Raw genomic sequence first — 20,191 nt, forward strand, 5'->3', positions numbered from 1 at the left:
CCCGAGTTGATGTCGCTGTCGGCTCTGGCGGCGATGGTCAGCCGTAGACGATCCGTCGCAGTTGCCGCAGCGAGAGCTCCGGCGGCGCCACCGCGCGGTACTTCAGTTCCGCCCCGATCCGTTCGAAGATCTCCGCGTTCACCAGGCCCTGGGCCTGCATCTCGCGGTGGCGGCGGCGGACGAACTCCTCGGCCGTCTCGTCGAAGTAGGCGAGCACGTCCTGGACCACCCGCAGCGCCTCGCCCCGGGTCAGGGGTGTGGACCGCGTCAGATGATCAACGAGTTCGTCGTGCACCCGGTAGATCCTGGAGTACGGGAGATGCTTTCGCAACAATCTTGCCCGATTTCGGGCAGGGGCTGCCGCCCAGTGTTCCGATCACGTGCGGTCCTCACGCGCGGTCCCCACGTGCGGTCTTCACGCGCGGTCCTCACATGCGCTTCAGGACCGCCTGCTTGGCCAGGGTGAACTCCTCGTCGGTGAGCACCCCCGTGCGGTGCAGCTCACCCAGTTCACGCAGCCGCCGCAGCAGCGCGTCGTGATCGTCCTCCGCCGCCGCGCGCTGCTGCGGCACCCCGGCCTCCGGGGCCCGGACCACCGCCGCCTCCGGTGCGGCCCCGGGGTCCGCCGCCCGTATCTCCCCGGGCTTTCCGCCGGACGCGGCGGGATGCGGCAGCCGCGCCTGCACGGCCGCCGCGACCAGCGCCATCAGCGGGTCCTTCTTGAAGCCCCACAGCTCCACCGCGTGCGGGTCGTACTTCGGCGGGGTCCCGGTCGGGGCGCCGCGCACCGTGAAGCGCAGGCAGCCGTTCTCCAGCCCGGCCGCCGGCACCCACTCCACGGCCGTGATGTCCGCCAGCGCGAGGGAGCGGGCGCCGCCGGCGGCCTTGGCGTCCTCCGTCTTCCAGTTCCACTCCAGCCGCACCTGCTCGCCGTCGAAGCTCGCCGTGCCGTCCCCGGCGGCCACCGACACCGGCAGCGATGGGCCGGACAGCAGATACCGCGTCACCGGATCGGGTGAAACCTGCTCCAGCAGCAGGGCGCTGCGGACCTCGTCCACGAAGTACTCGGCGACGCCGTACCGGTCCGACTCCACCAGCAGCTGGTAGGGGTCGTGGGGCTCGGTCAGCCGGCCGCCGGTGGCGAGCAGCAGCGGGTCGGCCCCGTCCCGCAGCCGCAGCCTGAGCCGCCCCGTCTTCCTCCCCTGTTCGAAGGAGACGCCCGCCAAGGCGTCCAGCGGGACGGTGAGTTCGCCCAGCGTACGGCGGAGCAGACCGACGTTCCGGTCCCGTCCGGGAGTCAGCCGCAGGGCCTCGCCGTCGAACGTCCAGGTGCCGTCCTTCTGGATGATTTCCGCCATGGGGGGATTGTTTCACCGCTGGTGCGAGAGAGTGGTCTACACCCATCGGGTGCTCGCCGAGCCCTCGAACCCCGTGTGAAGGGAGCGCATGTGAGACGGCACCACAGCACGACTCCCCGCAAGCCCCGTACGGCCATCCGGGTGACCCACGTCCTCGGTTCGCTGCTGCTCGTGGCGGCGGCCGGGGCGTTCACGGTCGCCGCCACGCCCGCCAAGGGCGCGCCGCCGGCCGCGACCCCGCTGAGCCAGGTGATCCCCGCGCCCGCCTCCGTCCACGCGGGCGGAGCCGCGTACCGCATCACGCCGGCGACCCGTATCCGCGTCGACGGCGGCGCCGAGGCCCGCCGGGTCGGCACGTACCTCGCGGACGTCCTGCGGCCCTCGACCGGCTACCGGCTGCCGCTGACCACGCACGGCCCGGGGGGCATCCGGCTGCGCCTGGCGGGGGGCCCGTTCGGCGCCGAGGGCTACCGCCTCGACAGCGGGCCCGGGGGCGTGACCATCACCGCCCGTGAACCGGCGGGTCTCTTCCACGGCGTGCAGACCCTGCGCCAGCTGCTGCCCGCCGCCGTCGAGAAGAAGTCCGCGCAGCCCGGACCCTGGCCGGTCGCGGGCGGCACTGTCCAGGACAGCCCCCGCTACGCCTACCGCGGCGCCATGCTCGACGTCTCCCGTCACTTCTTCACCGTCGACCAGGTCAAGCGGTACATCGACGAGCTCGCCCTCTACAAGATCAACAAGCTGCATCTGCACCTCAGCGACGACCAGGGCTGGCGCATCGCCATGGACTCCTGGCCGCGCCTGGCGACCTACGGCGGCTCCACCCAGGTCGGCGGCGGCCAGGGCGGCTACTACACCAAGGCCGACTACCAGGAGATCGTCCGCTACGCCGCCTCCCGTTACCTGGAGGTCGTGCCCGAGATCGACATGCCCGGCCACACCAACGCCGCCCTCGCCTCCTACGCCGACCTGAACTGCGACGGCGTGGCGCCCCCGCTCTACACCGGCACCAAGGTCGGCTTCAGCTCGCTGTGCGTGCCCAAGGAGGCCACCTACGGCTTCGTGGACGACGTGATCCGCGAGCTGGCCGCCATCACCCCGGGCCGCTATCTGCACATCGGCGGCGACGAGGCGCACTCCACCAGCCATGAGGACTACGTGAAGTTCATGGACCGGGTGCAGCCCATCGTCGCCAAGTACGGCAAGACGGTCGTCGGCTGGCACCAGCTGACCGGCGCCACCCCGGCCAAGGGCGCCCTCGCCCAGTACTGGGGCCTGGACTCCACCAGCGCCGCCGAGAAGGCGCAGGTCGCCCAGGCCGCGCAGAACGGCACCGGGCTGATCCTGTCCCCGGCCGACCGCGTCTACCTCGACATGAAGTACACCAAGGACACCCCGCTGGGGCTGGCCTGGGCCGGCTACGTCGAGGTCCAGCGGTCCTACGACTGGGACCCGGGCAGCTATCTGCCGGGCGCGCCCGCCTCCGCGGTCAAGGGCGTCGAGGCCCCGCTGTGGTCGGAGACCCTGTCCACCTCCCCCCAGATCGAGTACATGGCCTTCCCCCGGCTGCCCGGCGCCGCCGAGCTGGGCTGGTCCCCGGCGGCCACCCACGACTGGGACACCTACAAGGTGCGGCTCGCCGCGCAGGCCCCGCGCTGGGACGCCCTGGGCATCGGCTACTACCGCTCGCCCCAGGTGCCCTGGCCCGCCGAGTAGGACGGACGCACACCGACGGGCGCCCCGGAGGACCGTACTCCGGGGCGCCCGCCCGTCTTCGCGGCCCTACAGGCCTGCCAGCGGGTTGCGCAGGGTGCCCACCAGCTGCAGGGCGCCCGACGGATCGGCCAGGTCCACCATCTGCCGGTTGTCGCGCAGCTGGAGCCGGTTGAGGCAGGACAGCGCGAACTCGGGGGCGAACAGGTCGTACCGGCGGAATCTGCCGGCGAGTTCGGGCACCGACTCCTGGTACTCGCGCGCAACCTCGGCGACCGTCCGCCAGAAGGCGTCCTCCTCCAGGATCCCCTCGGCGGCGAGGTGCGCGGCGAGGAAGCGGAAGAAGCAGTCGAAGACGTCCGTGAACACCGACAGGAGCTTGTGGTCCTCCGGTACTTGTACCCGGATCCGGGCCACCTCCGGCGGCAGCACCGCTTCCGGGTCCATCACCGCGATCTCCTCGGCGATGTCCTTGAAGACCGCCCGCCGCACCACCCCGTCCCGCAGGACCAGGACGACGTTCTCGCCGTGCGGCATGAAGGCCAGGTCGTGGGCGTAGAAGCTGTGCAGGATCGGGGTGAGGTAGGCGCGCAGGTAGTGGCGCAGCCACTGCGCGGGCGGCAGCCCGGAGCGTTCGATCAGCGCGCCGGCGAAGGAGGCGCCCTCGTGGTCCACGTGCAGGAGCGAGGCCATGGTCGTCAGGGTCTCGCCGTCCCGGAGGGTGGGCACCGGGCTCTCCCGCCACAGCGCGGCCAGCATCTTGCGGTACGGCGAGGTGCGGTCGGTGGCCTGCTCGTACTCCCGGTGCCGGTAGCCGACGGCCGCCCGCTCGCGGATGATCGACAGACCGGTCGCCTTCAGCACGGGGTCGTTCTCGATCAGCCCGGCCAGCCAGTCGTTGATCGCCGGGGTGGCCTCCATGTAGGCGGCCGAGAGCCCGCGCATGAAACCCATGTTGAGCACGGACAGGGCCGTCTTCACATAGTGCCTCTCCGGACGGGAGGCGTTGAAGAACGTCCGCACGGACTGCTGGGCCAGGTACTCGTCGTCGCCCTCGCCCAGGCAGACCAGACGGCGGCGGGCCACCTCGGCGGCGAAGGTGACGGAGAGCTTGTTCCACCACTGCCAGGGGTGGACGGGGACGAACAGGTAGTCGGCGGGGTCCAGGCCCTGAGCGGTGAGCACGCCGTGGAACCGGCGGACCGTCTCCTCGCCCAGCTCCGCCCGCAGGAAGGACTCGTACTCGATCCCGGCACCCGCCGTGAACGCCGCCCGTGAGCGGTGTGCGGCCAGCCACACCAGCCGGACGGGACGCGCGGTCTCGGGGGCGTACGACAGGTACTCGTGGACACCGAAGCCCAGCCGGCCGTTGTTGGCAACGAAGCACGGGTGGCCCTCGGTCATGCCGGTCTCGATGTCCTGGAAGGAGCCCCGCGCCAGCTCGGCCGACGAGATCCGTGGCTTGGCGAGCTTGTAGCAGGTGCCGGCGAGGGTGGAGGAGATCTCCTCCAGATAGACGGGCAGGACCTCGTCGCTCAGGCCCAGGGACCCCTTGAACTCGGCGAAGAAGTCCAGGGCCGAGAGGGGGAGTTCGGTGCCCTCGCGATGCCGGGTGATGGAGCCGGCGTCGACCTGCCAGTGGTCCAGGGCGCGCCGGACGGCGGAGAACCGGTAGGCGGTGAGTCCGTCGTCGCCGCGGACGACGTACCGTTCACCCTCCTGCTCGGGCGTGATCAGCCGCTCGTGCGCGAATTCGGCGAGCGCCTTGCGTATGAGCAGGCGGTCGGCGGCCGCCCAGCGCTCGGGGGAGAGGTGGGCGACGGCGTCGGCGAGGCTCATACGGCCACCCCCGTGGCCGCGGTGAACCGCTCCCGCGTGCAGAAGCTCAGCAGGGCCTTCTTCTCCGGCTTCCGGATCTCCCGCTCGGGTTCGAAGCCGACGGCCTCGTTCAGGGCGCGCACGGCCGTGTTGCGCACGTCCGGCTCGACCACGACGCGGCGCACCGCCGGGTCCTCGAACAGGTGCCGCATCACGGCGGTGATCACGGCTCGCGTGAATCCGTGCACCGGTGTGTCCGTGGGCGCGACCAGAAAGTGCATGCCGACGTCGCCCGGCTCCGGTTCGTACAGGCCGGCCAGTTCCCGGTGGGCCGGGTCGTAGCGCTCCATCAGGAAGGCGGGCTCGCCGTCGTGCAGGCCGAGGAAGGCGTGGTGGTGCTCGTCCGCCGCGATGTCCAGGTACGCGCGCTCGACGTCCGCCGGCCCGGCGTCCTGCATCATCCAGAACGCCGCCTTGGGATGCGTGACCCAGCCGTGCAGCAGGCGGGTGTCCGTCAGGGGGTCCAGCGGGCGGATCGTGAAGGTCATGCGGCGAACTCCTGGAAGGCGATGGACTTCTCGACCGGGTAGTACTCGGTGCCGAGCAGCTCGCGGATGATGTACGCGTTGCGGTAGGCCCCCATGCCCAGGTCGGGGCTGGTGATGCTGTGGGCGTGGACGCCGGCGTTCTGGAGGAAGATGCCCCGGCCCGTCACGTCGATGGAGTAGTTGCGGGCGATGTCGAAGCGGCCGTGGCCGTCGAAGCGGAGGCGACCCTGGACCGGGGCGAGGAACGCTGGTGGCTCGTAGTGGTAGCCGGTGGCCAGCACCAGGCCCTCGGTGCGGATCTCGAAGTCCTTGTGCTGCTCGTCCTGGTGGAAGCCGAGGGTGTACACACCGTCCGCGTACGCGGCCGTCGTCAGCGAGGAGTTGGTGAGCAGGCGGGTGGGGACCGGACGGTCGCCGCTCTGGGCGTTCTTCTGGTAGAGCAGGTCGAAGATCGAGTCGATCAGGTCCGAGTTGATGCCCTTGAACAGGCCCTTCTGCTGCTTCTCCAGCCGGTGGCGGGTCTCCTCGGGCAGCGCGTGGAAGTAGTCGACGTAGTCCGGGGAGGTCATCTCCAGGGTCAGCTTGGTGTACTCCAGCGGGAAGAACCGCGGGGAGCGGGTGACCCAGTTCAGCCGGTAGCCGTGGACGTCGATCTCGGAGAGCAGCTCGTGGTAGATCTCCGCGGCGCTCTGACCGCTGCCGACGATCGTGATGGACTTCTTCCGCTTCAGCTCCGCCCTGCGGTGCATGTACCGGGAGGTGTGCAGGAGGTCGCCGCCCAGGTCCCGGCAGGCGGGCGGGACGAAGGGGACGGTGCCGGTGCCGAGGACCAGGTGCCGGGCGCGGAACGTCTCGCCGCGCCCGGTGCGCACCACGTACAGCTCGTCCTCGTACGTCACCTCGGTGACCGTGGTGCCGAAGCGGACGCTGCTCACCTTGCCCGCCGCCCAGCGGCAGTAGTCGTCGTACTCGATCCGCAGCGGGTAGAAGTTCTCGCGGATGTAGAACGAGTACAGCCGGCCCTTCTCCTTGAGGTAGTTGAGGAAGGAATACGGCGAGGTCGGGTCGGCCAGGGTGACCAGGTCCGACATGAACGGGGTCTGGAGGTGGGCGCCGTCGAGGAACATCCCCGCGTGCCACTCGAAGTCGGGCTTGGACTCCAGGAAGACGCCGCTGAGGTCGGCGATCGGCTCGGTGAGGCAGGCCAGGCCCAGGTTGAAGGGGCCCAGCCCGATCCCCACGAGGTCGTAGGTGCCGTTCGGGGCTTCAGGACGCGCGGTCAAGGGACTCTCCTCGGTACTGCTCGGCGTGGCCGGCGATCAGGTCGAGGACGGCGGCGAGGTCGGCCGGCCGGGTCTCGGGGTTGAGCAGGGTGAACTTCAGGTAGTGGCGGCCGCCGATCTTGGTGCCCGCCACCACGGCGTCGCCGGAGGCGAACAGCGCCTTGCGGGCGTGGAGGTTGGCGCGGTCGATCTCGGCCGGGTCGGTGACGGCCGCCGGGATGTAGCGGAAGACGAGGGTGGACAGGGCGGGCTCCACGACGACGTCGAAGCGGGGGTCCGCGGCCAGCAGCCGCCAGCCCTCCCGCGCCAGGTCGCAGACCTGGTCGAAGAGTTCGCCGATGCCGTCGGCGCCCGTCACCCGCAGCGTCATCCACAGCTTCAGGGCGTCGAAGCGGCGGGTCGTCTGGAGGGACTTGTCGACCTGGTTGGGGATGCGTTCCTGCACCATGCGGCGGGGGTTGAGGTACTCCGCGTGGTAGGTGGCGTGCCGCAGGGTGGCCGCGTCCCGGACCAGCACGGCGGAGGAACTCACGGGCTGGAAGAAGGACTTGTGGTAGTCGACGGTGACCGAGTCGGCGCGCTCGATGCCGTCGAGGCGGCCCCGGTGCTTGTGCGAGGCGAGCAGCCCGCAGCCGTAGGCGGCGTCGACGTGCAGCCAGGTGGCGTACCGCGCGCACAGCTCGGCGATCTCGGGCAGGGGGTCGATGGAGCCGAAGTCGGTGGTGCCGGCGGTGGCGACGACGGCCATCGGGACCAGGCCGTGCAGGCGGCAGCGCTCCAGCTCGTGGGCGAGGGCGGCGGTCCGCATGCGCTTGTCGTGGTCGACGGGGATCGGGACCACGGCTTCCTGGCCCAGGCCGAGGAGTTTCGCGGACTTCCTGACGCTGAAGTGGCCGGCCTCGGAGGCGAAGATCCGCAGTTCGGCCAGGTCGTGGCTCTTGGTCTCCTCGCGGGCCAGCAGCAGCGCCTGGAGGTTGGACTGGGTGCCGCCGGAGGTGAAGACGCCGTCGGCGGCGGGCCCGAGCCCGATGCGGGCGGCCGTCCAGTCGATGAGCTTGCGCTCGATCAGGGTGCCGCCGGCCGACTGGTCCCAGGTGTCCAGGGAGGAGTTGACGGCGGACAGGATGGCCTCGCCCAGCACCGCCGGGATCACCACCGGGCAGTTGAGGTGGGCGACGTAGCGGGGGTGGTGGAAGTAGACCGCGTCGCGCAGATAGACCTCCTCCAGTTCGTCGAGGGCCGCCGTGGTGTCGTGCAGCGGCCGGTCCAGGTCGATCCGCTCGATGCGGGGGGCGAGGGCGTCGACGGTGACGCCGCTGAACGGACGGTCGGTGGCGGCGAGTTTGGCGGCCACCCGCTCGACTCCTTCGGTCACGGAGCGGCGGTAGTGCTCCGCGGTGAGGTCATTGAGCAGGTGTGAGCGCATGTGGGGGCCTCCGCAGTGGATTCAATTTAGGTTAGCCTAACCTAACTTTCTGGAATCGGGGCATGCCTCTCCCGGGACCGGCCTCACTCCAGGGGCGGTCACTCGGCCGCCCGCAGCTGCTCCTCCGTCATTCCCTGCCGCCAGTACCCGACGAAGGTGATACGCCGCCGGTCGATCCCCCGCTCGCCGACGAAGTGCCGGCGCGCCGCCTTCACCTGCCCGGACTCACCCGCGAGCCACACGTACGGCCGCTCGGCGGCGGGCAGTCGAGCGGTCCGCAGGGCATCGACGGCCATGGGGGACCCGCCGTGCCGTACGAGCCAGGTGATGTCTGCGTCCGCGGGCGTCGACACGTCCTGGATGTCACCGGCGTCGGGCACCTCCAGCCAGGCGCGCACCCGGGTGCCGGCCGGAAGGGATTCGAGGATCGAGGTGGCGGCCGGCACGGCGGTCTCGTCGCCCCACAGGAGCACCAGGTCGGTGTCCTCGGGCGGGCGGAAGCGGATGGCGCGGTTGTCGGCGACGGCCGGGCCGAGCAGCAGCACCCGGTCGCCGGGTGTGGCGTGCGCCGCCCAGCGGGAGGCGGGTCCGGCGGGGGAGCCGGCCCCCGGCCCGACACCGTGCAGGGCGAAGTCGATGTCGATTTCGTCGGGGTCGCGGCGCAGCGCGCGCAGCGTGTAGGAGCGCATCACCGCCCGTACGTCGTCGGGCAGTTCGCGCCACGCCTGCCACCAGCCTTCGCCGCGTTCGACCGGTACGACGGGCTCGGGCCGGCCCGGGTGGGGCAGGAACAGGGACAGGGACTGGTCCCTGCCGTGCGAGTGGAAGGCCCTGAGGTCGGGTCCGGCGAAGGTGACCCGGAGCAGAGACGGACCGAGCCGCCTCGTCCGTACGACCTGGAGGGAGAAGAAACGGAACGGGGCGGCCACGGCCGTGGTCATGTGTGCTCCTGAGTTGTCGTCAGGGTGCCTTGTCGGGCTGCGCTGTCGGGGTGCGCGGTCGGGGTGCGCGGTCGGGGTGCGCGGTCGGGGTGCGCGGTCGGGGGTGAGTCGCGGAAAGGGGGGCGCTGGTCGCGTGAGGGTCAGGAGACCTTCTTCGCGTTCTCGATGGCCTTGGCGAGGTCCTCGAGGAGCGGGGCGCACTTGTCGTAGGACAGGATCGGCTCGGGGTTGCGGGCGATGACCTGGCCGGCCTTGACCGCGGGGAGCTTCTTCCAGGTGCCCTGGGTGATGTCGGCGGGCTGGATGGCAGAGGTGCGGTTGTCCATCATGATGATGTCGGCCGGGTACTTGTCGACGTTCTCCCAGCTCAGCGACTCGTACCAGCCGCCGCCCTTGGCCTTGGCCTGCTCCGGCGGCTCGACGAAGTTCACGCCGAGGGCCTTGAAGTACTCCAGGTCGACGGAGAGGTCGGTGCCGGAGACGTAGAACAGGTCCTGGCTGGCCGAGCCGGCCATCACCTTGATGTCCGGCTTGGCCTTGGCGGCGGCGCGCAGCCGGGCGGCCGCGTCCTCGAAGCGCTTCTTGGCCTGCTGGACCTTGTCGCCGGTGACGTCCCCGCCGAGCGACTTGGCGAGCGCCAGCATGCGCTGCAACGGCTCGGTCATCTGGCGGTCGTACACGGAGATGCCGACGCTGGGGGCGCCCACGGCCAGGATCTTCTTCTTGGACTCCTCGGGGACGTACCAGAGGGTGCCGGCGTCGTCGAACATCGTGGAGATGAGGACGTCGGGCGCGAGGGCCGCGTACTTCTCGATGTTGAACTGGCCCCACTCGTTGCCGAGGACCGTCACCTTGCTGACGTCCAGGTCGCCGGCCTGCACATCGGCCTTGCCGTCCTTGGTCGTCGTGGGACCGAAGACCCCCTTGGCCTGGACGCCGTAGTCGTACAGCGCGGCGGCGACCCCGACGAACGCCACGATGTCCGAGGGGACCTTGTCGGCCTTCGCGGTCTGCCCGCGGTCGTCCTCGAAGGTCCACGGGCCGGACTTGGCGGCCGCCGTCCCGCTGTCCGAGCCGCCGCTTTTCCCGTCGTCGGTTCCGCAGGCCGCGAGCGCGGCCCCGAGGCCGAGGGCGCCGCCCGCGGCGAGGACGCCGCGGCGGGGAAGGTGGGTGGCACGGGCAAGGGGCATGGGTGTGACTGCTTTCGAACGGGGCGGAGCGCCCGCCGGACAGGTTCGAAGCTAGGTTAGCCTAACCTTAGTTCGTGTCCAGAGGGTGGGGCGCCGCGCCCGTCCTGCCCGCAGCCGGCCGTGTCAGCCGGTGAGCCCCAGCTCCCGGGCGATCAGCATCCGCTGCACCTCGCTCGTGCCCTCGCCGATCTCCAGGATCTTGGAGTCGCGCCACATGCGGGCGACCGGGTACTCGTTCATGAAGCCGTAGCCGCCGTGGATCTGGGTGGCGTCGCGGGCGTTGTCGACCGCGATCGTCGACGAGTACAGCTTCGCCAGGGCCGCCTCCTTCTTGAAGGGCTCGCCGGCCACCAGACGGTAGGCCGCGTCCCGCCAGGCCAGCCGGGAGGTGTGGGCCTTCATCTCCATGTCGGCGATCTTGAACTGGATCGCCTGGTTGGCGCCGATCGGCCTGCCGAAGGCGTGGCGCTCCTTGGCGTACTTCACCGACTCGTCCACACAGCCCTGGGCCAGGCCCGTCGCCAGCGCCGCGATCGCGATCCGGCCCTCGTCGAGGATGCGCAGGAACTGCGCGTAGCCACGGCCCTGTTCGCCCAGCAGGTTGGCGGCCGGCACCCGGACGTCCTGGAAGGACAGCTCACGGGTGTCCGAGGCGTTCCAGCCGACCTTCGAGTAGGCGGGCGCGACCGTGAAGCCGGGCGTTCCGGAGGGGACGATGATCGCGGAGATGAGCGGCTTCCCGTCGGGCTTGCGGCCCGTCACCGCCGTCACCGTCACCAGGCCGGTGATGTCGGTGCCGGAGTTGGTGATGAAGCACTTGGTGCCGTTGATCACCCACTCGTCGGTGTCCGGGTCCAGCCGGGCCGTGGTCCGGGTGGCGCCCGCGTCCGAGCCGCCGTCGGGCTCGGTGAGGCCGAAGGCGCCCAGGATCTCGCCCGTGCACAGCTTGGGCAGCCAGGTCCGCTTCTGCTCCTCGGTGCCGAACAGATGGATCGGCATGGCGCCCAGGGAGACACCCGCCTCGAGGGTGATGGCCACGGACGAGTCCACCCGGGCCAGTTCCTCCAGGGCGATGCCCAGGGCGAGGTAGTCGCCGCCCATGCCGCCGTACTCCTCCGGGAACGGCAGGCCGAACAGGCCCATGCGGCCCATCTCGCGGACGATCTCGTAGGGGAACTCGTGCCGCTCGTAGAAGTCGCCGATCTTCGGCGCCACGACGTCGTGCGCGAACTCCTCCACCGTGCGGCGGAGTTCCTCCAGCTCGGGGGTCAGGCGGTGGTTCATCGTCGGTCACTGCTCCTTGTGGGAGAGGGCACGCAGGGTGCGGGAGGGACTGGGCCGGCCCAGCCGCCCGGCCATCCACTCGCTCGTGGCGACGAGACGGCCGAGGTCGACTCCGGTGTCGATGCCGAGGCCCCGCAGCATCCACACGAGGTCTTCGGTGGCGAGGTTGCCGGTGGCGGACTTGGCGTACGGGCAGCCGCCGAGGCCGCCCGCGGAGGCGTCCACGGTGGTGACGCCGTGCTGGAGCGCGGCCAGGGTGTTGGCGAGGGCCTGGCCGTAGGTGTCGTGGAAGTGGACGCCGATGACGCCGGTGGGCACACCGGCCTCGTTCAGCGCGGCCAGCAGCCGAAGCACATGGCCGGGCGTGGCGACGCCGATGGTGTCGCCGAGGCTCAGCTCGTCGCAGCCCATGTCCCGCAGCGCCCGGCAGACCCGGACCACCTGGTCGACGGGCACCGGCCCCTCCCACGGGTCGCCGAAGCACATCGACAGATAGCCGCGCACATGCGCGCCCCCGTCCTTCGCCCGCCGCACCACCGGCTCGAACATGGCCAGCGCCTCGTCCACCGTCCGGTTGAGGTTGGCCTTCGCGAAGGACTCGGTGGCGCTGGCGAAGACGGCGACCCGGGTCGCGCTCAGCGACAGGGCCCGCTCCAGGCCGCGCTCGTTCGGGACGAGGACGGGCAGGTCCACCGGGAGGCCGCTCACCATCGGGAACAGCTGTTCCGCGTCGGCCAGTTGGGGCACCCACTTGGGGTGGACGAAGCTGGTGGCCTCGATCGTGGTCAGGCCCGCGTCGGCGAGGCGGCGGATGAACTCCGCCTTGACCTCCGTCGGTACGGTCGCCTTCTCGTTCTGCAGGCCGTCGCGCGGACCGACCTCGTGGATCCTGACCCGGGCGGGCAGGCCGGGGGCCGGGACGGCCATGGGGAGACCGAGTTCCGGAATGCTCATGCCGTTTCCTCCTCCGCCGGTGCGATGACCGCCAGCACCTGGTCCATGGCGACCGTGGTGCCCGGTGCGACGTCCAGCTCGGTGACCGTGCCGGCGTGCGGGGCGGAGATGACGTGCTCCATCTTCATCGCCTCGACCACCAGCAGGCTCTGGCCCGCGGCCACCTCGTCGCCGACGGCGACCTTCACCACCGTGACCGTGCCCGGCATGGGGGCGGTCAGCGAGTCGGCGCCGGAATGGGCCGCGCGGATGAGGGAGGCGGCCACCGGGTCGTGGTCGCGCACGTGCCAGGCGTCGCCGTCGCGGCCGAGCCAGTCCGCGGCGCCGTGGAAGGTGTGGCGGACCCCGTCGAGCGTCACGGAGACCGTGTCCTCGGTGACCGTGTGGGCGCCGCGCGGGGCGTACTCCACCGGGTCGGTGACCCGCAGGTGGAAGGCCACCGGCTTGGGCTCACCGCCCAGCCGCCAGCCGGACGGCACGGAGAACGGGTCCGTCCAGCCCGCGCCCTTCGGCCGCAGCGCGTCCAGCCGTACGGCCGCGGCGGCCTCGAAGACCTCCTCCGGCACGTCCGTTCGGACCAGCTGGTCGACCACCCGCTCGACCAGCCCCGTGTCCAGCTCGCCCGCCACGACCGCCGGGTGGGCCAGCAGCCGGCGCAGGAATCCGGCGTTGGTCTGCACGCCCAGCGTGACCGTCTCCGCGAGCGCCGCGCGGAGCTTCCTCAGCGCGGTCGCGCGGTCGGGGCCGTACGCGATCACCTTGGACAGCATCGGGTCGTACAGGCTGCCGACCTCGGTGCCCTCGCTGAGCCCGGAGTCGGTGCGCACGCCGTCGCCCTGCGGCTCGCGCAGCCGCAGCACCGTGCCGCCGGAGGGCAGGAAGCCGCGCGAGGGGTCCTCCGCGCACAGCCGGGCCTCGATCGCGTGACCGGTGAGGGTGATGTCCCCCTGCGCGTACGGCAGGCGCTCGCCGGCTGCCACCCGCAGCTGCCACTCCACCAGGTCCAGGCCGGTGACGAGCTCGGTGACCGGGTGCTCCACCTGGAGACGGGTGTTCATCTCCATGAAGTAGAACGAGGACACGGGGGGTTCGGGGGGTGTCCCCCCGACCGGCGCAGTGCCGCCGGGGACGATGAACTCCACCGTGCCCGCGCCCCGGTAGCCGCAGGAGCGGGCCGCCTGGACCGCCGCCTCGCCCATCGCCGAACGGGTCTCCTCGTCGAGGAGCACGCTGGGCGCCTCCTCGATGATCTTCTGGTGGCGGCGCTGGAGGGAGCACTCGCGCTCGCCGAGGTGGACCACGTTGCCGTGGCCGTCGGCGAGGACCTGGATCTCGATGTGGCGAGGCCGGTCGATCCAGCGCTCCACGAGCAGGGTGTCGTCGCCGAAGGAGGCGCGGGCCTCGCGGCGGGCGGCGGCGATCTCCTCGGTGAGCCGATCGGCGTCCCGCACCAGCCGCATGCCCTTGCCGCCGCCGCCGGCGGACGGCTTCAGCAGCACCGGCATGCCGATCCCGCGGGCGGCCTCGGCCAGTTGCGCGTCGGTGAGTCCGGAGCCGCTGGAGCCGGGCACGACCGGCACTCCGGCCGCCTCGACCGTCTCCTTGGCGCGGATCTTGTCGCCCATGAGGGAGATCGCGTCCGCCGGGGGGCCGATGAAGACCAGCCCCGCCTCCTCGCAGGCGCGCGCGAAGCCGGCGTTCTCCGCGAGGAAGCCGTACCCGGGGTGGACGGCCTGGGCGCCGGTGCGGGCGGCGGCCTGAAGCAGCCGCTCGGCGGACAGGTAGCTCTCGGCCGCGGGCGCCGGGCCGATCCGTACGGCCGTGTCGGCCTCCCGGACGTGCCGGGCGTCCGCGTCCGCGTCGGAGAAGACCGCCACCGAGCGCACCCCGAGCGCGCGCAGGGTGCGGATGACGCGGACGGCGATCTCGCCGCGGTTGGCCACCAGAACTGTTTCGAACATGTCTACGAGGTCCCCCTCACATCCGGAAGACGCCGAACTGGGGGTCGCCCAGCGGGGCGTTGGCGCACGCGGTCAGGGCGAGGCCCAGTACCTGGCGGGTGTCCAGTGGGTCGATCACGCCGTCGTCCCAGAGCCGGGCGGTGGCGTAGTAGGCGTTGCCCTGGCGCTCGTACTGGGCGCGGACAGGTGCCTTGAAGGACTCCTCGTCCTCCACGGGCCACTCCTCGCCACGTGCTTCGAACTGGTCCCGCTTGACGGTGGCGAGCACGGAGGCGGCCTGCTCGCCGCCCATCACCGAGATCTTGGCGTTGGGCCACATCCACAGGAAGCGGGGGGAGTAGGCCCGGCCGCACATGGAGTAGTTGCCCGCGCCGTAGGACCCGCCGACGACGACGGTCAGCTTGGGCACGCGCGTGCAGGCCACGGCCGTGACCATCTTGGCCCCGTGCTTGGCGATGCCGCCGGCCTCGTAGTCGCGGCCCACCATGAAGCCGGAGATGTTCTGCAGGAACAGCAGCGGGATGCCGCGCTGGTCGCACAGCTCGATGAAGTGGGCGCCCTTCTGGGCGGACTCGGAGAACAGGATGCCGTTGTTGCCGATGATCCCCACCGGGTGGCCGTGGATCCGGGCGAACCCGGTGACCAGGGTCTGCCCGAACTCGGACTTGAACTCGGCGAACCGCGAGCCGTCGACCAGACGCGCGATGATCTCGCGGACGTCGTAGGGCGTGCGGGAGTCGACCGGCACGGCGCCGTAGAGACCGTAGGGGTCGACCTTGGGCTCCACCGGCTCGGTGACCTCCCAGGGCAGCGACCCGCGCGCGGGGAGGGTGGCGACGATGTTCCGCACGATCCGCAGGGCGTGGGCGTCGTCCTCGGCGAGGTGGTCGGTGACGCCGGAGACGCGGGAGTGCACCTCGCCGCCGCCCAGCTCCTCGGCGGTCACCACCTCGCCGGTGGCCGCCTTCACCAGCGGCGGCCCGCCCAGGAAGATCGTGCCCTGGTTGCGGACGATCACGGCCTCGTCGCTCATCGCCGGGACGTAGGCGCCACCGGCGGTGCAGGAGCCGAGGACGGCGGCGATCTGCGGGATCCCGGCGCCGGACATACGGGCCTGGTTGTAGAAGATCCGCCCGAAGTGCTCACGGTCGGGGAAGACCTCGTCCTGCATCGGCAGGAAGGCGCCGCCGGAGTCGACGAGGTACAGGCACGGCAGGCGGTTCTCCAGGGCCACCTCCTGGGCGCGCAGGTGCTTCTTCACCGTCATCGGGTAGTACGTGCCGCCCTTGACGGTGGCGTCGTTGGCGACGATCACGCACTCGCGCCCGCTGACCCGCCCGATCCCGGCGATCACCCCGGCCGCCGGGGCCTGTCCGTCGTACATCCCGTCGGCGGCCAGCGGGGCCAGCTCCAGGAAGGGCGAGCCCGGATCGAGCAGGGTGTCCACGCGGTCGCGCGGCAGCAGCTTCCCGCGCGCGGTGTGGCGGGTCCGCGCCCTCTCGCCGCCGCCGAGCCGCGCGGCGGCGAGCTTGCCGCGCAGCTCCTCGACGAGCGCGCGATGTGCCTGATCGTTGGCCCGCCAGGCCTCCGACGCGGGATCGGCCGCGCTCGTCAGCTCCGGTGCCTCGTGCATCCCTGTGGTCCCCTCACCCGGTGGTTCGACGTGGTCCACTGTTAATGAGCGTTAACCCATTTCCTTCAGGTTAACGAGCGCTAACCATCCTGTCTAGAATTGTTTTCATGACCACGCGAACCGACGCCCCCACCCGCCGCGAGCAGATCCTCAAGGAAGCCGCGCGGCTCTTCGCCGAACGCGGCTTCCACGGCGTCGGGGTCGACGAGATAGGCGCCGCGGTGGGCATCAGCGGCCCGGGCCTGTACCGGCACTTCGCGGGCAAGGACGCGATGCTCGCGGAGCTGCTGGTCGGCATCAGCGGACGGCTGCTGACGGGTGCGAAGCGGCGCCTGGCGGAGGCCGGCGGGGTGGCGGGCCCGGAGGCGGTCCTCGACTCGCTCATCGAGGGGCACATCGACTTCGCGCTCGACGACCGTCCCCTCATCACCTTGCACGACCGCGAGCTGGACCGCCTCCGGGACAGCGACCGCAAGCTCGTGCGCCAGCTCCAGCGGCAGTACGTCGAACTGTGGGTGGAGGTCGTCCGCCAGGTCCACCCGGATCTCGCCGAGCCGGCCGCGCGGTCGGCCGTCCACTCCGTCTTCGGCCTGCTGAACTCCACGCCTCACCTGGGGCGGCGGGGGTTCCTGCCGGGGCGGGGGGCGACGGCGGAGCTGCTGCACCGTATGGCGCGGGGGGCGTTCGCCTCGGCGAGTTCGCCTGCGGGATCGCCTGCGGCGGGCTGAGGGGGGGAGGGGCTGCGGGGCTCCGCCCCGCGCCCCCGGTTCGCCCAAGGGGTGGGTGTGTTGCGCGGGTGCGCGGCTGCGGGTGGGTGGGGGTCAGGCGCGCAGTTCCCCGCGCCCCTGGGTTGCTTCACGTGACGAGCGTTACCAGTGCTCCTTCTTTACGCCTTGCCGTACTCGCCGGTACGTTGTGTGAGCAAGCGCTTAGACAGTGGCGATGTACGTGGAGGTGGCGGCGTGCGCCGTACGGTGTTCAACGAGGATCACGAGGCGTTCCGGGAGACCGTCCGCGCCTTCATCGAGGCCGAGGTCGTGCCCGTCTACGACGAGTGGTTCGCCGCCGGACAGGCTCCGCGCGAGTTCTACTACAAGCTGGGCGAGCTGGGCGTCTTCGGCATCAACGTGCCGGAGGAGTTCGGCGGCGCCGGCCTGGACACGCACAAGTTCGAGGCTGTCCTGTACGAGGAGACCGCCCGTGCCGGCGTCTCCTTCGGCGGCTCCGGTGTGCACGTGCTGCTGGGCCTGCCCTACATCAAGCTGCTCGCCACCGACGAGCAGAAGAAGCGCTACCTGCCGAAGTTCGTCACCGGCGAGGAGATGTGGGCCATCGCGATGACCGAGCCGGGCACCGGCTCCGACCTCGCGGGCATGAAGACCACCGCCAAGCTCTCCGAGGACGGCACCCACTACGTCCTCAACGGCGCCAAGACCTTCATCACCGGTGGTGTGCACGCCGACCGCATGATCGTCTGCGCCCGCACCTCCGCGCCCCGCGAGGACGACCGCCGGTTCGGCATCTCCCTCTTCGTCGTGGACACCAAGGCCGAGGGCTACTCCGTCGGCCGCAAGCTCGACAAGCTCGGCCTGCGGACCTCCGACACCGCCGAGCTGGCGTTCGTCGACGTCAAGGTCCCGGTCGAGGACCTGCTCGGCGAGGAGAACAAGGGCTTCTACTACCTCGGCCACAACCTCGCCTCCGAGCGCTGGGGCATCGCCTTCGGCGCCTATGCGCAGGCCAAGGCCGCCGTCCGGTTCGCCAAGGAGTACGTCCAGCAGCGCACCGTCTTCGGCAAGCCCGTCGCCGCCTTCCAGAACACCAAGTTCGAGCTGGCCGCCTGCCAGGCCGAGGTGGACGCCGCCGAGGCCGTCGCCGACCGCGCGACGGAGGCCCTGGACGCCGGCGAGCTGACCCCCGCCGAGGCCGCCTCCGCGAAGCTCTTCTGCACCGAGGTCGCCCACCGCGTCATCGACCGCTGCCTCCAGCTGCACGGCGGCTACGGCTTCATGAACGAGTACCCGATCGCCCGCCTGTACGCGGACAACCGCGTCAACCGCATCTACGGCGGCACCAGCGAGATCATGAAGACGATCATCGCCAAGGACATGGGCCTGTAAGGGCCCCGACGGATCCGCGAAATCAGTGCAGGATACAACTGACGTATGAGTCAGGCACTTCAGTCGCTGCTCGATCTGCTCGACCTCGAGCGGATCGAGCAGGACATCTTCCGCGGGAAGTCGCGCTCCGCCGTGGTCCCGCGCGTCTTCGGCGGGCAGGTCGCGGCGCAGGCGCTGGTCGCCGCCGGGCGCACGGTCCCCGAGGACCGGCACGCGCACTCGCTGCACGCCTACTTCCTGCGCCCCGGCGACCCCGGCGCGCCCATCGTCTACACCGTCGACCGCATCCGCGACGGCCGCTCCTTCACCACCCGCCGGGTGGTCGCCGTCCAGCACGGGCAGCCGATCTTCCACCTCTCGGCGTCCTTCCAGACGTACGAGGAGGGCCTGGACCACCAGGCCCCGATGCCGCCCGCCCCGGACCCGGCCACCCTGCCCACCTCGCAGGAACGCATGCGGAACTACGACCACCTCGCCCCCGAGGTCGTCGAGCGCTTCCTGGAGGCCCGCGAGGCGGTCGACCTGCGCTACGTCGACGAGCCGCCGTACGGCAGGTTCGGCGAGCCGCGCGAGCCGCACTCGCAGGTGTGGTTCCGCACCAACGGCAAGCTCGAGGGCGTCATAGACCAGCCGCTGCTGCACGTCGTGCTCGCCACGTACGTCTCCGACATGACGCTGCTGGACTCGGTCCTGCTCGCGCACGGCCGGGGCGGCTGGGCGGTCGGCGACGTCGTCGGGGCCTCGCTGGACCACGCCATGTGGTTCCACCGGCCCTTCCGGGCCGACGAGTGGCTGCTGTACGACCAGGAGTCCCCCTCCGCCCACGGCGGGCGGGGCCTCGGCCAGGCCCGCATCTACACGCAGGACGGGCGCCTGGCCATCTCGGTGATCCAGGAGGGCGTGGTCCGCGTACCCCGGGAGCAGTGAGAGCCCGTCGTCGGGGCCGTCAGCCGGCCAGGCCCGCCTGGTCCAGCAGATACGCCGTCATCGGGTCGTAGTACCGGGGGCTGACCACGTGGTCGTCGAGCGGGACCGTCACCTGGACGGTCCCCTCGGCCTCGGCGAGGAAGAGCGCCGGGTCGTTGGAGTCGGCGTAGCCGACGGAGTCCACGCCGTGCTGTCCGGCACAGCCCGCCCAGCCGTGGTCGGCGACGACCAGGTCCGGCAGCGGGCGCCCCTCGCGCTCCAGGCCGGTGAGGATCGCGCGCATCGGCTCACCCGAGTGGGTGTGCCACAGCGTCGCGCCGTGCTCCAGCACCGCCACGTCCGCGAACTGCATGACGTAGCCCTCGTCGGTCTGCAGTCCGTCCGGGATGACGGTGATCTCGCACCCGGCGGCGCGCAGCGCGGCGGCCGTGGCGCGGTGCACGTCGAGCAGACCGCCGGGGTGGCCGGTGGCGAACAGCACCCGCTGCCGGCCGTCGGCCGCCTTGCGCAGCCGGCCGGCCATCCGCTCCAGGCCGGCGACGGTCAGCTCGGGGTCGATGGTGTCCTGACCGTACCGGTGCTCCGGGTCGTCGCTGACGCCGACCCGTTCCGCCATCACCGCGAGGACGTCCTGCTCGTCGCTCCAGCGGTCGCCGAGTTCCAGGCCGAGCCAGAAGTTGCGGTCGCCGTTCGACAGCCTGCGGTAGTGGGAGAGGTTGTTCTCGCGGGGGGTGGCGACGTTCCCGGCGATACGGGTCTTCACGAGATGGTCGAGGAGTTCGGCGCGGCTGGGCGTCCCGGTTATCGGCATGCCACCCATTGTGATGCAGTGATCCGCCTCCGTCGCCGGTGTTCCGGCCGCTGGGACGGGGCTCACGCCGGTCGTGTGGGCCGTGCCTGTCCGGCGGCGACGGCGGCGACGGCGGCCGCGCGGTCCGCCCGTCCGGCCGAGTCCGCCCGTCCGGCCGCGCGGTGCTGCCGGGCTCGCCCAGCTCGTCATGCCCGCCGCGCCACGCCACGTCCGCCCGGTCACGC

17 protein-coding genes are annotated in these 20,191 nt (G+C 71.4%); 4 read left to right on the forward strand and 13 right to left on the reverse strand.

Annotation, left to right across the window (positions count from 1 at the left end):
- Nucleotides 1-37: 37 nt before the first annotated feature.
- Nucleotides 38-295, reverse strand: coding sequence for a hypothetical protein (locus R2S09_RS04935; RefSeq protein ID WP_306189986.1), 258 nt, complete (start codon nucleotides 293-295; stop codon nucleotides 38-40).
- Nucleotides 296-428: 133 nt separating this feature from the next.
- Nucleotides 429-1,358 carry a DUF4429 domain-containing protein gene (locus R2S09_RS04940; RefSeq protein ID WP_316739948.1) on the reverse strand — a complete coding sequence of 310 codons (930 nt, stop codon included), beginning with the start codon at nucleotides 1,356-1,358 and terminating at the stop codon, nucleotides 429-431.
- 90 nt (nucleotides 1,359-1,448) lie between these two features.
- On the opposite strand from R2S09_RS04940, the gene R2S09_RS04945 reads away from it, so the two are divergent.
- On the forward strand, nucleotides 1,449-3,074 hold the full coding sequence (locus tag R2S09_RS04945; RefSeq protein ID WP_306189922.1) for a beta-N-acetylhexosaminidase: 1,626 nt from the start codon (nucleotides 1,449-1,451) through the stop codon (nucleotides 3,072-3,074).
- Between the two features lie 66 nt (nucleotides 3,075-3,140).
- Here R2S09_RS04945 and R2S09_RS04950 read toward each other — a convergent pair whose 3' ends face one another.
- From R2S09_RS04950 to R2S09_RS04995, 10 genes are all read right to left on the reverse strand, one after another.
- Nucleotides 3,141-4,910 carry an IucA/IucC family siderophore biosynthesis protein gene (locus tag R2S09_RS04950; protein ID WP_316739949.1) on the reverse strand — a complete coding sequence of 590 codons (1,770 nt, stop codon included), beginning with the start codon at nucleotides 4,908-4,910 and terminating at the stop codon, nucleotides 3,141-3,143.
- Nucleotides 4,907-5,437 (reverse strand): GNAT family N-acetyltransferase, encoded by a 531-nt coding sequence (locus R2S09_RS04955; RefSeq protein ID WP_306189924.1) that lies wholly within the window; start codon nucleotides 5,435-5,437, stop codon nucleotides 4,907-4,909. The genes R2S09_RS04950 and R2S09_RS04955 overlap by 4 nt, the downstream gene beginning before the upstream one ends.
- On the reverse strand, nucleotides 5,434-6,720 hold the full coding sequence (locus R2S09_RS04960; protein ID WP_316739950.1) for a lysine N(6)-hydroxylase/L-ornithine N(5)-oxygenase family protein: 1,287 nt from the start codon (nucleotides 6,718-6,720) through the stop codon (nucleotides 5,434-5,436). The genes R2S09_RS04955 and R2S09_RS04960 overlap by 4 nt, the downstream gene beginning before the upstream one ends.
- A complete protein-coding gene (gene desA, locus R2S09_RS04965; RefSeq protein ID WP_316739951.1) occupies nucleotides 6,704-8,146 on the reverse strand; it encodes a lysine decarboxylase DesA in 1,443 nt (480 codons plus the stop codon). Before desA ends, R2S09_RS04960 begins: the two co-directional genes overlap by 17 nt.
- Nucleotides 8,147-8,244: 98 nt before the next feature.
- Nucleotides 8,245-9,087, reverse strand: coding sequence for a siderophore-interacting protein (locus R2S09_RS04970; protein WP_316739952.1), 843 nt, complete (start codon nucleotides 9,085-9,087; stop codon nucleotides 8,245-8,247).
- Between the two features lie 140 nt (nucleotides 9,088-9,227).
- Nucleotides 9,228-10,277, reverse strand: a complete 1,050-nt coding sequence (locus R2S09_RS04975) for an ABC transporter substrate-binding protein (protein ID WP_316739953.1) — start codon at nucleotides 10,275-10,277, stop codon at nucleotides 9,228-9,230.
- Between the two features lie 123 nt (nucleotides 10,278-10,400).
- Nucleotides 10,401-11,561: an acyl-CoA dehydrogenase family protein gene (locus tag R2S09_RS04980; RefSeq protein WP_306189929.1), complete on the reverse strand. Its 1,161-nt coding sequence runs from the start codon at nucleotides 11,559-11,561 to the stop codon at nucleotides 10,401-10,403.
- Between the two features lie 6 nt (nucleotides 11,562-11,567).
- Complete coding sequence (locus R2S09_RS04985) at nucleotides 11,568-12,515, reverse strand: hydroxymethylglutaryl-CoA lyase (RefSeq protein WP_316739954.1); 948 nt, start codon at nucleotides 12,513-12,515, stop codon at nucleotides 11,568-11,570.
- Nucleotides 12,512-14,476 carry an acetyl/propionyl/methylcrotonyl-CoA carboxylase subunit alpha gene (locus R2S09_RS04990; RefSeq protein WP_316739955.1) on the reverse strand — a complete coding sequence of 655 codons (1,965 nt, stop codon included), beginning with the start codon at nucleotides 14,474-14,476 and terminating at the stop codon, nucleotides 12,512-12,514. Before R2S09_RS04990 ends, R2S09_RS04985 begins: the two co-directional genes overlap by 4 nt.
- 16 nt (nucleotides 14,477-14,492) lie before the next feature.
- Nucleotides 14,493-16,109 carry a carboxyl transferase domain-containing protein gene (locus R2S09_RS04995; protein ID WP_306189932.1) on the reverse strand — a complete coding sequence of 539 codons (1,617 nt, stop codon included), beginning with the start codon at nucleotides 16,107-16,109 and terminating at the stop codon, nucleotides 14,493-14,495.
- A 107-nt stretch (nucleotides 16,110-16,216) separates the two neighbouring features.
- Between R2S09_RS04995 and R2S09_RS05000 the strand changes: the two genes are divergently transcribed.
- From R2S09_RS05000 to R2S09_RS05010, 3 genes are all read left to right on the forward strand, one after another.
- Nucleotides 16,217-16,837 (forward strand): TetR/AcrR family transcriptional regulator, encoded by a 621-nt coding sequence (locus R2S09_RS05000; protein ID WP_306189933.1) that lies wholly within the window; start codon nucleotides 16,217-16,219, stop codon nucleotides 16,835-16,837.
- A 234-nt stretch (nucleotides 16,838-17,071) separates the two neighbouring features.
- Entirely contained in the window at nucleotides 17,072-18,229 is a 1,158-nt protein-coding gene (locus tag R2S09_RS05005; protein ID WP_306189934.1) for an acyl-CoA dehydrogenase family protein, read from the forward strand.
- 45 nt (nucleotides 18,230-18,274) lie between these two features.
- Nucleotides 18,275-19,156: an acyl-CoA thioesterase II gene (locus R2S09_RS05010; protein ID WP_306189935.1), complete on the forward strand. Its 882-nt coding sequence runs from the start codon at nucleotides 18,275-18,277 to the stop codon at nucleotides 19,154-19,156.
- A 19-nt stretch (nucleotides 19,157-19,175) separates the two neighbouring features.
- Here the strand turns inward: R2S09_RS05010 and R2S09_RS05015 are convergent, their stop codons facing one another.
- Nucleotides 19,176-19,967: a phosphatase gene (locus R2S09_RS05015; RefSeq protein WP_306189936.1), complete on the reverse strand. Its 792-nt coding sequence runs from the start codon at nucleotides 19,965-19,967 to the stop codon at nucleotides 19,176-19,178.
- Nucleotides 19,968-20,191: the final 224 nt, after the last annotated feature.

Origin of the sequence: Streptomyces sp. MK7 (assembly GCF_032658145.1) — a bacterium.
In the GTDB taxonomy this organism is placed as follows: Bacteria; Actinomycetota; Actinomycetes; order Streptomycetales; family Streptomycetaceae; genus Streptomyces; species Streptomyces spiralis.

Coding starts and splice junctions, on each gene's coding strand:
- R2S09_RS04940 (WP_316739948.1), bottom strand. CDS start 1,358: ATGGCGGAAATCATCCAGAAGGACGGCACCTGGACGTTCGACGGCGAG.
- R2S09_RS04970 (WP_316739952.1), bottom strand. CDS start 9,087: ATGACCACGGCCGTGGCCGCCCCGTTCCGTTTCTTCTCCCTCCAGGTC.
- R2S09_RS05010 (WP_306189935.1), top strand. CDS start 18,275: ATGAGTCAGGCACTTCAGTCGCTGCTCGATCTGCTCGACCTCGAGCGG.
- R2S09_RS04980 (WP_306189929.1), bottom strand. CDS start 11,561: ATGAACCACCGCCTGACCCCCGAGCTGGAGGAACTCCGCCGCACGGTG.
- R2S09_RS04955 (WP_306189924.1), bottom strand. CDS start 5,437: ATGACCTTCACGATCCGCCCGCTGGACCCCCTGACGGACACCCGCCTG.
- R2S09_RS05000 (WP_306189933.1), top strand. CDS start 16,217: ATGACCACGCGAACCGACGCCCCCACCCGCCGCGAGCAGATCCTCAAG.
- R2S09_RS04995 (WP_306189932.1), bottom strand. CDS start 16,109: ATGCACGAGGCACCGGAGCTGACGAGCGCGGCCGATCCCGCGTCGGAG.
- R2S09_RS05015 (WP_306189936.1), bottom strand. CDS start 19,967: ATGCCGATAACCGGGACGCCCAGCCGCGCCGAACTCCTCGACCATCTC.
- R2S09_RS04950 (WP_316739949.1), bottom strand. CDS start 4,910: ATGAGCCTCGCCGACGCCGTCGCCCACCTCTCCCCCGAGCGCTGGGCG.
- R2S09_RS04990 (WP_316739955.1), bottom strand. CDS start 14,476: ATGTTCGAAACAGTTCTGGTGGCCAACCGCGGCGAGATCGCCGTCCGC.
- R2S09_RS04975 (WP_316739953.1), bottom strand. CDS start 10,277: ATGCCCCTTGCCCGTGCCACCCACCTTCCCCGCCGCGGCGTCCTCGCC.
- R2S09_RS04985 (WP_316739954.1), bottom strand. CDS start 12,515: ATGAGCATTCCGGAACTCGGTCTCCCCATGGCCGTCCCGGCCCCCGGC.
- desA (WP_316739951.1), bottom strand. CDS start 8,146: ATGCGCTCACACCTGCTCAATGACCTCACCGCGGAGCACTACCGCCGC.